General features: G+C 47.9%; 9 protein-coding genes. 4 read left to right on the top strand and 5 right to left on the bottom strand.

The genetic code is table 11. The features are described from left to right. Positions 1-41: 41 nt before the first annotated feature. Positions 42-308 carry an AAA family ATPase gene (locus AC5JL3_RS23290; RefSeq protein WP_496076745.1) on the bottom strand — a complete coding sequence of 89 codons (267 nt, stop codon included), beginning with the start codon at positions 306-308 and terminating at the stop codon, positions 42-44. 451 nt (positions 309-759) lie between these two features. On the opposite strand from AC5JL3_RS23290, the gene ggt reads away from it, so the two are divergent. Continuing rightward, positions 760-2,526 (top strand): gamma-glutamyltransferase, encoded by a 1,767-nt coding sequence (gene ggt, locus AC5JL3_RS23285; RefSeq protein WP_496076744.1) that lies wholly within the window; start codon positions 760-762, stop codon positions 2,524-2,526. 115 nt (positions 2,527-2,641) lie between these two features. On the opposite strand, the gene AC5JL3_RS23280 is transcribed toward ggt, so the two are convergent. From AC5JL3_RS23280 to AC5JL3_RS23270, 3 genes are all read right to left on the bottom strand, one after another. Next, the gene (locus AC5JL3_RS23280; protein WP_496076743.1) at positions 2,642-6,034 is read right to left on the bottom strand and encodes a plasmid replication protein, CyRepA1 family; all 3,393 of its coding nucleotides are present in this window, start codon (positions 6,032-6,034) and stop codon (positions 2,642-2,644) included. A 382-nt stretch (positions 6,035-6,416) separates the two neighbouring features. Next, positions 6,417-7,943, bottom strand: a complete 1,527-nt coding sequence (locus AC5JL3_RS23275) for a helix-turn-helix domain-containing protein (protein WP_496076742.1) — start codon at positions 7,941-7,943, stop codon at positions 6,417-6,419. Further along, positions 7,943-9,214, bottom strand: coding sequence for a ParB/RepB/Spo0J family partition protein (locus AC5JL3_RS23270; protein WP_496076741.1), 1,272 nt, complete (start codon positions 9,212-9,214; stop codon positions 7,943-7,945). The genes AC5JL3_RS23275 and AC5JL3_RS23270 overlap by 1 nt, the downstream gene beginning before the upstream one ends. Before the next feature lie 440 nt (positions 9,215-9,654). On the opposite strand from AC5JL3_RS23270, the gene AC5JL3_RS23265 reads away from it, so the two are divergent. Next, positions 9,655-9,996, top strand: coding sequence for a helix-turn-helix domain-containing protein (locus AC5JL3_RS23265; RefSeq protein ID WP_348258588.1), 342 nt, complete (start codon positions 9,655-9,657; stop codon positions 9,994-9,996). 168 nt (positions 9,997-10,164) lie between these two features. Here the strand turns inward: AC5JL3_RS23265 and AC5JL3_RS23260 are convergent, their stop codons facing one another. After that, the gene (locus AC5JL3_RS23260) at positions 10,165-10,374 is read right to left on the bottom strand and encodes a ribbon-helix-helix domain-containing protein (RefSeq protein WP_496076740.1); all 210 of its coding nucleotides are present in this window, start codon (positions 10,372-10,374) and stop codon (positions 10,165-10,167) included. Between the two features lie 256 nt (positions 10,375-10,630). Between AC5JL3_RS23260 and AC5JL3_RS23255 the strand changes: the two genes are divergently transcribed. Together AC5JL3_RS23255 and AC5JL3_RS23250 are read left to right on the top strand one after the other, a co-directional pair. After that, a complete protein-coding gene (locus tag AC5JL3_RS23255) occupies positions 10,631-10,984 on the top strand; it encodes a hypothetical protein (protein ID WP_496076739.1) in 354 nt (117 codons plus the stop codon). Between the two features lie 3 nt (positions 10,985-10,987). Further along, positions 10,988-11,281 (top strand): PCI domain-containing protein, encoded by a 294-nt coding sequence (locus AC5JL3_RS23250; RefSeq protein ID WP_496076738.1) that lies wholly within the window; start codon positions 10,988-10,990, stop codon positions 11,279-11,281. Positions 11,282-11,899: the final 618 nt, after the last annotated feature.

The raw sequence follows: 11,899 nt of genomic DNA, 5'->3' as shown, positions 1-11,899 counted from the left end.
TTACAAAGCTAGTTTGGGCTTTGTTTGGGCTTGAAATTTGTCTAAGTCCCGTTAATCGCAATGAAGTGAGCGCGAGTAGTGTTGGCAATAATCCGAGCGAGAGTTGTTTTCCCCGTGCCAGGTGGGCCAAAAAAGATCAGGGAAGAAAGTTGGTCAGCTTGGATAGCACGACGCAACAGGCGTCCCACTCCGATGATGTGGTCTTGCCCGATAAATTCATCGAGGGTGCGAGGACGCATCCTTGCCGCGAGGGGTGCCTCGTTGTCCACTGATTGTTGGCGTTCCTTGTCGAACAAGTCCGTCTTCACCTGATAGGGATTGCCATCTGCCAGTATAGGGCAACCGATTTATTAGCTAGGAATCAATTAAAGCCAAGCTCAGATGTCCAGTTCCTCGGCATAGAGTAGAAACCATCAGTATGTGATGAGTGCGATCTGCGCTGACTCTTTCAGAGTCGCAACGCTCTCGCTATTCTGGAAGGGATACGTGCTGGTAAACTTCGGAAAAATGCGGTTTCACAACGGTTTCTCAAGTGATAACACCTGATAACAGGTTACCTCAAGTGATAACACCTGATAACAGGTCACCTCACTGCGACCTTCCGTTAATATTAACGGAAGGTCGCCAATTGATAGTTGGGTTCTGAGTTCTGGGGTGAGAAGGATGGGTAGCGATCGCTTCCGTTTAAATGTGCAATAGCTCCTTAGTAACTCGCAAGAGCAATCGCTTTGTTTCTCGATTTGATCAGGAGAAATTGCATTGACTATTGCATCTATACTTTCCTTCCGTTCTCGTCTACTAGCCCTTGGCCTCGGCGCTGCCCTCCTGCCTCCCATGTTGTTGGGGCTTACCCAAGACCGCCCTGCACCTGAAGCTGGGAGTGGTCGAAGCGAACGTGAAGCCGTCCGCGCCCAGAAGTATGTTGTAGTGACAGCTAATCCGCTAGCCTCAAAAGTGGGTCATGACATTCTCCGACTTGGGGGTAATGCCGTTGACGCGGCGATCGCTGTCCAATTAGTACTCGGATTGGTTGAGCCACAGTCTTCTGGTATTGGCGGTGGTGCTTTCCTCGTTTACTACGATGCGAAAACTCAAAAACTTCATACCTATGACGGTCGAGAAACTGCCCCTGCCGCTGCTAAGCCCGACCGTTTCTTAGGGAAGGACGGCAAACCGCTACAGTTCTACGACGCCGTTGTTGGAGGAAAATCTGTAGGCGTACCAGGAACAGTGCGGATGCTAGAAATGGTACACAAGAAATATGGCAACTTACCCTGGTCACAATTGTTTCAACCAGCTATCCAACTAGCTGAGCAAGGCTTCCCCATCTCGCCGCGCTTGCACACTCTGCTGAGTAAAGAGCAGTATCTACCCCGCTTAGAGCCAGCTAGGAGTTACTTCTATCAACCAGACAGTACACCCAAGCCAGTTGGCACAAAACTAGTCAATAAGCCCTATGCCGAGGTGCTGCGTCTGATTGCTAGGCGTAGTGCTGATGGTTTTTACAAGGGTGAGATTGCTCGCGACATCGTTGCTACAGTAACGAAGGCAGCTATACCGGGCGACTTAACAACCGCAGACCTTGCAGACTATCAGGCAAAAGAACGGGAACCCGTGTGCGGAGCTTATCGGGTTTACAAAATCTGTAGTATGGGACCCCCCAGTTCCGGTGGTCTGACTGTGTTACAAATTCTGGGCATTCTCCAACACTTCAACCTAGCTGCCTTGAAGCCAGGTTCAGTAGAAGCCGTCCACCTCTTCTCCGAAGCAGGACGACTTGCCTATGCTGACAGGGGACTGTACATGGCTGATGCGGACTTCGTGCCAGTACCGATAAAAGAATTAATTAACCCTGAGTACCTCAAGCGCCGTGCTACGCTAATCGCTCCTAAGCGTTCAATGGGTGAAGCTAAACCGGGTGAGTTATCGTCACGACAGGTGCACAATTGGGGACAAGATGATTCTAGAGAGTTTCCTTCCACTAGCCACCTTGCGATCGTCGATGGCTTTGGTAACGCGGTGTCGATGACAAGTAGCATTGAAGATGCCTTTGGCTCAAGGTTGATGGTGCGAGGCTTCTTGCTCAACAACGAACTAACGGATTTCTCTTTTTCACCCATAGCAGATGGTAAGCCAGTTGCTAATCGCATAGAAGCTGGGAAGCGTCCCAGAAGTTCGATGGCTCCTACAATGGTATTTGACCGCAAAGGCAAACTAGTGATGGTGGTTGGTTCTGCTGGCGGTAGTCGAATTATCAACTACGTTGCAAAGGCACTCGTTGCAGTGCTGGACTGGAAACTCGACAGCCAACAAGCTATATCCCTCCCAAATTTTGGCAACCGTAATGCTTCAACGGAACTGGAGGCGGGTACAAATCTTGCTGAACTCAAGCCTGCCTTAGAAGCGATGGGTCATTCAGTGCAAGTTGTAGAACAAACCAGTGGTTCGCAGGGAATCTTGCTGACTAATCAGGAACTGCTCGGCGGTGCTGATCCCCGTCGTGAGGGAGTAGCGCTGGGGGACTAAGCTGTTGCACATACAGTTGGCGATTGGCTGTGAAGGAGGGAGCGATCGCATAAGTATTGTTGCCCCCTTCTGACGTGGTGAGGTATGAGTACCTTAATTCAGTCCTGTAAAGATGTCAAATGGGTTCTATATCCCAGGCTTCCCTAACATCAGCTACCGCTTGGGCTCCACCTTCTTTATGCCAAGCTACCTCAGCCATTTGTTCAGCCTCCGCAGAAAGAGGATTGGCTACTGTATCCACCCCCCTCAATAAATGTTGAGTAGACCCATTATCGAGGGGGGTGGATACGGGCGAGGATGGAGGCGCAACACCATAGCGGGACTGCATTGCCGCTTGATAGCGTCGCTGCCGTTCTCTTACTTCTTCCTCTATTCGGGACTTCTCAACACGCTTGGCTTCTCGGTGAGCAAGAACCATTAGCGCAAAGTCTCTTTCATCCGGAGCCAAGACGTAAATTCTGACTTGCTTGCCCCTTGCGCCCTCTTTTCTAGAAACGAGCTTTAGCCCCAGTTGAGCGACTAGGGTCGCGAGGAGCCACATCGGAGAGCAGCCGGGTGGCACGGTAAAGCCGAGAATCGCTTTAATATGAACCGCACATTGTTGCGCGATCGCACTCATTCGTGACAAGTCCGGGTCAGTAGCGCGAATCCCCTCCCCTGCGATTAAACGTTGCAGAATATCCCGCAGTCCCAAATTGAATCGTGCCAGCCAGCGTGCCGAATAATTCCCCCAATCCGTGCAGATGGGCAGTAGTTCTCGTTCAGTGAGGTCTCGTTCTGCTAACCTTTGTGGTGGAGCTGGGTAAATTCTACCCGTTGTTGGGTCAGTAATCGTACCGTCTGGTTCTGTCAGTATGGCTTCTAGCTGCACAAGGCGACTGATTAGCCGTCCTCCATCATCTAGAGCCACTAGCTCAGAAGTAACTTCACAGCCGTAAGCATCACGAAGGCGGAACTTCTCGCATTCAAATACTTCTTCTGGCTTCAAATAATCCTTGCTTGCCCTGGCTCGGTACTCTGATGCCGTAATATCCTTAGCCCCTACAACTGCCCGATTGTGGGCAACAGCAAGCGATAAAGCTGCTGCTTTCAACCGGGTATGGGCAGCTTCATCATTCTCCTTGCCCAAAGGTATAATCTCATTGCCCATAGAAGCCAGAAGACTTCGCAAATCATCGCGCAAGTTGTTAATCGATTGATTGCGAGCGGCTTTAATCTGGCAGTAAGCCTCAAGCGCCCAGTCCTTCTCCGCCCCACGCCGCCCGGTTTCTCTGTCTATGCGAATCAAAAACGCGGTCATTTCATTGGTCTGAAGGATGTGTTCCTTAATTTTGGTAGCGTTAGAGTCCGCGTAACCAAACGGAGGGCGAGGCGCTACCCAAACGTGTATCGGTACGATAGGGCGGTAGCGGTAAAGCTGTTGAGCGCACTCGGTTGCTGTTTGAGAAGCGCCGTGGAAAGCGCCAAACACGGCATCGAAGTGATAGTCAGGAATATCCACCCCAGTTCCCAAACTGGGTGAGGCGAGTAAAGCGTCCAAGTCTTTGACCGCGTTCGTAATATCAGTGATAAACGCAACATTTTCCTGGCTGCCGGAGTTTTCTGAGTGAACCGACCAAATCCGGAGTGGAGTGGAGGAGCGAGAATCCGACTCTTCAACGCGAAAAGAGACACTCAGTAACGCTTCAAGCTTCTTGATGAAGCGCTTAGAGTCAGAGACAACCAGAATTTTCTGTCCCGACATGAGAGCCGCACTAATAGTCGCCACTAGAGCGCTACTATCCTTCCCTTCGTACCAAGAGATCGTTCTTCCGCCATTCTTCCAAGAGTTGAAGATGATGAAAGGCTCTTCCCCTTTTGAGCGCATTGCCCTGAAGAAGTTTACAGTCACGTCATCCATGTGAGCATCGGCAATGACAACCAAAGGAGCATTGTAGACAAGGTATTCCAGCACCTCTAAGATTTCAGCGCGATGCTCCTGGCAAGTCTTGCTGTGCAGCAGGTGAGTTAGGTACTGGCAGGCTTCATCGATGAAGACACAGCCGTAAGTCAGCGCGTCGGTCTGCAATTTGTGGAGACTATCAATGGTAATTGAAAGGGCGTTGGCTTTAACTAACTCTCCCTGACTGACGGCGGAATACATCTCGGTATCCAATCTTTGGGCGAGATTTTTAAGCAGGTTGACGCGATGCCCGTTGTTGAGAAATTTGGCTTGAGGGTGAGCTTGCCGCCACTGCCGCAACAGTTCGGTTTTACCAGTTCCCATATCGCTCGATAGCACAACCAAACCCCTAGAAGGCAGGGAGACGGCTTGAGAGAGATATTTCACGTTAACCCGAACGTGGGGCTTGTACTTGTCGCTCAGTCCCCTAACTCGTGGGCGGTAAAAGCGCTGGTAGTCTCTAAGTGTATAAGCATCCGCGACAATCGCACTCACAAGTGAGTTGGCATCATTGCCACGCGCCACAACAAAATCATCAACGCCTTTCTCAGGTCCCGGCAGCACGACGACTTCGCCGACACAGCCGACGGCTTCGATGGCTTTGCCAGTGCGTTGGGTAGCCTGATAGACAGCCCAGCGGGTTTTGAGCTTGGTTTCGCGATCAAACAAAATTTGGAATCGTCGCCCCGGCTGTGCCAGTGGGAGCAGATCGGGATGTAGCCTTTCGTCAAAGTCTTTGAAGCCGACGCGACCGTTCCAAATGCCGGGAAGTGCGATCGCCACAAATCCTAGACTGAGCAAGCAAGCCGCTTTTTTTTCACCTTCTGCAAGGATGATAGGGATTTGAGGATGAGCGATTACCCATTCCCAAAAGTTGGGAGCTTTCTTTGTGTCACACAGGCGTAGAGCTAGAGGGGAGTGATAGCGTTTGATGTTGTATCGTCGAGCTACTTTGTCCCAAATGTCTGGGGGAACGTCAAAGTAGGTGACACGGTTTGGGGTTTTTGGTGGCGATTCGTACTTAATTAGCTTGCCCGACTCCCAATCGAGGCGAGGGGAAAGGGGTTTAAATCGTCCCCATTCCATTGGTCGCCAGTTATCGAATGGATCTAGTCCTGAACACCACCAACCGCCCTGTTCGACGTGACGGAAGCGTTTGAGGAAGCCGCTAGAGACTCGTCCTGTGTTGAGCCGGGGAATTTTATCAGAGATGAATAGTCGCTCGTAGGGTTCGTTTCCTTCAAGGTGGAAGAAGTTCAGCTCGATTAACTCAGGTGCGATCGCGCTCCCTAAAGCTAGTTCCTGATATTCGGCTTGGGTGAGGTTGTTGGGATGTGGCTTTCGTTTTGATTGAGATGTTATCGAGCTAGTCAAGTGATTATCTAATGGGGCAAATAAACCGCCAAGGTTGTGGAGCAGCGGTTTAATGAAGTGATATCCAGATGGAGTGATATGTTTACTGGAATTATGCAGGCACTCGATTAAGCCGTCTTCTCGAATGGCACAACCGTGGTGAAGATGGCAGACAGGACACAGATGGCGCTTGCTCGTGTACTGGCGTTTCATAAGTGCAGGGTGGGTGGGAGTTATTGGCGACCCCACGCAGAACTTTTTGTGCGCCTTATACACTACCGCCCTGGTTTTTTTGGCTAAAAAGTTACTGACGGATCAAAATTAATCAAATTGATCAGGTTTGTAACCTCAGCTAAAACCTTTGCCAGAAGTAACTTTCAAATTTTTTAGGTCACAGCATGGGAACTAATAGTCACAGCATGGGAACTAATAGTCACAGCATGGGAGGTTTTTTTAGGGCAAAAAACGCTGAAGCTTTTACAAAATAATGGTTACAGCCTTGTAACCTTCAATTGCATTAGAACGAAGAAACCCACGGTGAGCGCCGTGGGTTGGTGAAAACTGAAGTTTGAAGTTGTGTCAGTACGAGAAAAGCTCACAGTCCAAGGAGTTTTCGCAAAGCTTCTCGGTCATCGTCTTTAATTCTTCGTCGTCCGCTTTCCACCAGTTTGACCCAACTGACACTCTTACCAATTCTGGAGGCGAGATGAGCTTGAGTCCATCCCTGTTTGAAGCGAAGCTGCTTAACTATCTCTCCAGTCAGTACCTCTAAGTGAGATGGTTGAGCTGACTTCGTTGGTGTCTCGACAGATCGAGCATCGCCTTTGACCCTAGGAGATGTTCTGGAGCTACGCTTAGGTTTCTCTTTAGCTATCTGAACCTTCCTTTTCTCAAACTCTTTCATGGCAGATTCAATAGCTGGTGGTGCAGTGATGCTGACCACACCATTAAGCCAGATGTTAAAAAATCCTTTGGGTAATTGCCGATGTTTCGGGGCTGTAGCTACTGGATCTAACTCACTTTCATTTTCCTTCGGCAGCTCTGCCCAATCTGGTAGCAGTTCCTTTGGAAACGATTCAGAAAATTGAAGCTTAAATCCGATTTCTGTTAGAGCCTCCAGAACAGTGTAAAATCTTTTAACGAAACGTGATCGATACTGTTTTACCTGACGGATAGCTTCTATTTCCTGCGCGGACATAACAGCTTCTAGCAGAGTTTGGATGCGGTATGTTCCTTTGATATGAGAGCGCCGATTTTGAGTTAAGTACAGAGCCAATGCGGCAGCTAGCTCTTGCTTATAGCAGTCGAGGTTAAAAACTTCTTGGTTAATAAACCCGTACTGGTAAAGTGCTTTCCTTTGTTGTTCGCCTTCTTTGTTGAGGAACTTCTCAGCCCAGGCTCCTGGCATAACTCGAATAATAACTTCGATCAGTTCGGCAGTTCCCTCAATTAGTTCTGGTTGATGAAATTCCTCAACGTAAAGAATTGTCCAAATCGGACTTTTGCGCGTAATGCATAAATCCAACTCCCCTTCATACCAATGAATTTCAGCTCCTAAAGTGCCAACGATCCAAGCTAAATCCGCCACTGCTTTGAGCTTTTGGGATTTGTTCATCCGATTGGTACGGTGCAGTCCCAGCACTTTGATTAGATCAGACGCTTGCAGATTAAACGACTCTTTCCAAGGTTCTTGCTGCTTTGCTGCATAAGTAGCAAATACAGCATGGAGCCGAGCTGCCATTACGCCGTATCTCTCAAGAATTTCTTTCTCTGCCTTATGCGTGATGAATTCCGGTTGCTGTTCTTGGTTATTGAGGATGTAAAATTCAACAGACCTCCCCTTCCCAAATTCTCGCGGGAAGTACAGGCTATCTTTTCCATACTTATCCCAATCTGGGCGCTTTAAGTACGCTTGCGTTGCACTGATTACTGGTGCCCCTGTTGCCATCATTTCTACAGCTTGAGTCATGAATAATGGCGGCTGAGTCAAAGGTAGATTGGAAGGGCGACGAGTTCGCTTTTTGACTACCTGAGACTGGAGTACATCCAACCCGCTAATTTCTAGTTGTGATGCACCAAAATAGAGGTTATTACTCCTAACATCATTATCTTCCTGCTGCATCAGTTTTGTCCTCTCTCAGGGGAGTGCTCTGTCAACGGAAGTTTTGTCATCTGGTCGAAAAAGGACGAGCTTCCGTTAACACTCAATTCAGAAGGAAGGTGACTCTGTTTTTGGAAGACAAGCTGCTCGGCTTTAGAATTAGCCGCGTCATTGACTACCGCTTCATTGTTACTTCCTGACTTGGTGTTACTATCGGTACGCTTACTCGTGCCGCAACTATTCTTAGCTGCTGACTCCAGTACTGTTGTTGCCCAGTCCACCAAACTCATCCCTGCTTGACGTGCGGCATCCTGAAATAGGGTGTGCAAGTGTTCTGGAAAGATGAGACTGAAAGTTGAGGGATTGGTGGTTTTGGCAAGGGTAGCTTCAGACCAACGGTAACTCCATAGATTGCATTCAGCTCCCCGCGTGTCGCCATCTTGGTCTAGCAAGCTTTGAATCCCCAGCAAATTGCAGTAAAAGCTATGGTCTTCTTCTATGACCTCTGTACTGCAATGATTGCAAGTCCAGCAACTGCGTTGGATGTTTGCTGCTTCCTCTTTATCCGAGTTGCTGGAAGTAGACGAACCTCCATTCAAAGAATCTTCCGTGTGATTGCTGCTTCGAGATATCCGTTTCAGGAGTTTGGTCGCAGCGTCTACACTCTGCCCGTTTAACACTGAGCGCAAAGCTTGAGCTGTTTCTAAATTGCCCGAAGAAGTTTGTTCGTCTATGATATCTACGACTTTAGCGGCTTTAGAGTAGTTTCGACCGCTCCCCAGACCTACTAGCTTGGCGAGGCGATCGCGGGTTTCACCTTTCTCTTTGAGCAGTTCCGGAAAATTTTCCGGAACTGCTCTGCCTGCGTGGTTGTTCTGAGTCGCTAATTGTCGCTTTTTCGCCTTTTCCTTCTCTATGTTTTTCCAGGCAGAAGCTTCTCTAACTTTCTGTTCTACAGTTTTAGAGCGGTTGGCGTTTTCCAGTAACAGTGCCTGTAGTTCAGCGATTTCGTCAGGAAACTCCCTTACTTCAACTGACACGGTTTTCCGTTCCAGTTTCAGAATGGCTTTCCAGCGTCGGTGTCCTGAGATAATAATTTTCCGATTGTTAACAACCAAGGGTTTAACCCATCCGGTTTCACGTATCAGATTCACCAGTTCCGTGACATCCTCATCTTCTCCATAGATCGAGGAGTTACAAGGGTGTGGTTTTAGCTGGAGCGGGTCTACATAAGTAACAAGTGATAAGTTCTGATGAGTTGAGCCATTGGATGGCTGTAAATTACTCTCCATTATTTTTTGCCTCAGTAATGCACCTTCACTCGGATTTGCTCCAGTTGCAGTCAACTGTAAAAACTGTTTCTGGCGTTAAGCTAGAGCGGAGTTGGCTGGAAAGCATTGAAGGATTTTCATGAAAGCGATCACCTGATTGTCGCTGTGCTAGCTTTTAAGACAGTCGCCTCAAGAGAGAGCGATCGCGCTTGGTGAGGGCTTCGGCTTCTAAGCAGGCTTTACCTGTTGCCCTAGTCTTTGATAAAAGAGCGTAATATTTTAGTCTTTTCAATGTCCTAGCTTTGTGATGCACAAACTCATCTTCGCCAAGGCAGCAATTTATCAGCATCCACCTTTAATGATTGACGAGTTCATCAAAACTGATTATATCGCTAATAGTAGGCAAATCCTTCAAGGTTGATTGGTAGAAAGATCAATGAACTGAGGCATAAAATAGTGGTATGAATCCTAAAGCTGAACGACTAGCCACTTACGTTCGAGAAATACGAGGTTCCCAAAGCCAGCGCCAGTTTGCAAAACGACTGGGTGTCAGTCAGTCATCGGTTAATCTTTGGGAATCCGGTCAATCTTGGCCTGAAACGGAAAATTTAGAGAAATTAGCCGCGTTCAAAGGTTGGAGCTTGCAAGACTTCCAAACTTACCTCATTGAAGGAAAGTTACCTTCCTCCGACCCTCTCGATCAAGTATTGAGAATATTGCGATCGCTACCGACTGAGGCAGTGGCTAAAGTAGCAACGGAAGCAGTAGAAACATTGGCAGCCAGAACTGGTTCCATGCTTTGAAAATTGACAAAGTTAAATTTCTGAAGCAATTTTCTTGTAACGCAATAGAAGCTTCTGGATGCCTACGAGTGCAAGTCCGCTAGACGGCAGTAGAAATCTTTATGATTGGAAGTTTCAATTGGCATCATCAGATGGTCTCGCTTTATTAGCAGCGTGATGCAGTTTCGCTCATTCCGGCTGATCTTCCTTCTTCTCTATGCTGGGGAGATATTCCTGAGAGGCTTGAGCCAGTATGCGGCTTACAAGATTGCTTAGAGGGCGCCCATCAGCTTCAGCCCATTTCTCCAGAACTGCATAGACCTCCGGTGCAACATAAGTAGTGATTCGCTTCAGGTTTTTCGCTGGCAAGCTTCTAAACCGAGATGAGGTTGCGGACATAACAATCTTATCTTCAAGTAACACTCACTGATAAAGTATCACTCGGAGTAACACCGTGCTATACTAGGCATCAAAGTTAAGGACGATACTCCTGACTACAAATTTGCATCAGCGTTGTTTTCCTCAAACAGCGATCGCAATCAGCACAACTTAGAGGAACTCAACTTTTCAACTAACAAAATTAGTTGCCACACTCATTTGCTACTCGCGGGTGACCACCCAATACCAAACCTAATAAGCATCTAGGAGAAAAGCCATGTCCGCCCAACTGTTGATCGCCCCGGAAGTAAGTCTCCCTCCAACCCTGCCTGCCCAACTCCCGCCGCCTTTATTCCATCTCTCACAAATTTTGAAGTTTGGCAAAGTCCCTGCGGGTGATTTTGGACGTGTTGTAGGAATTGTCTATGCGGCTGGCGCTACGGTACAGGCTACTGGATATCATTACCTGCTCTTTTTAGACGAGCAGAGCAAGTCAAGGCGGGAGTTGGGAATAAGAGCCGATTGGATTTTCGAGGAGGATGCTTCTCTGGTAGCGCAAGAACTGCCCTCAACTAAACCAAAGGAAAGGGAGTCCCACCAAGGAAATGGCTGGCAACAGCAGGAGGACTAACTGATGTACCCGACTCCGTACCAGTGGGCATTACTCGAAGCGTATAAGCAATATCCTAAACCCCTTTCTCCTCTCCAGTTTTTGCAAATTTATGATGAGCTGTCCTATGGACAGTTGGCGGTTATCTTAGGTTTGTCAGTTAGTAGTGTTGAGCATTTTTTGTGCGATCGCACTTCGAGTGGTTATCGAGAGTGTGCGGAAAAACACTGCCGCACCTTAGCAGAAATTCACGTCCTTTGGAAGCATTCAGCTCAACTAACACCAGAGCGAATTCAGGCTTGGTGTCAAGACCCCTAAAAAGCGTTGATAAAAAAATAGCAAAAACCTGTTGTGATAACAGGGAAAGTATCCCGCCTCTAGATTGCCGCCAGCCCGTTTGGGTTCAAAACACGCTCAAGCGAAACTGAAGGAAGCCAATATTCCAGAGATTCGGAAACTGCTAAATCTTGGGATATCCCAAAGATTGATTGCTTTAAAGTATGGCGTGAGCCAGTCCCTAATTTCGCTAATCAAACTGGGGAAGATTTGACAGCATGTTGAGGAATAGAAAGCTTGATAAATTCCGGTGGGTTTAGGTAATCGTTTCTTAACGGGACTTAGACATTTTATAGCCCCTAAAGGGGCTGAAAATGCCTCTTAGAAAGGGAAAGAGGTCGATGACTTAAAAAAGCCTGAAACCCTTGTAAATACTAGATTTATGTCTATTCGAGCTAAAAGCCTTTCTATATCTAGGTTTGAAGCCATTTTTGCTTCACTTTTTGTCTAAGTCCCGTTAACTCATTTGTCAAGGGGTCTTGTATAACATCTGTAGGAACAACAGGAAGTACTGGAGTAAACGAGGAGCTTTGCTTTAGGCTTTTAACCCACATTCCGCCCTTTGAGTGTCACAAGCGGATGATTTAGTGGAACCGAAGG

The sequence above is a fragment of the Symplocastrum torsivum genome (assembly GCF_059505465.1).
This window is presented reverse-complemented; position numbering and strand designations above follow the sequence as displayed.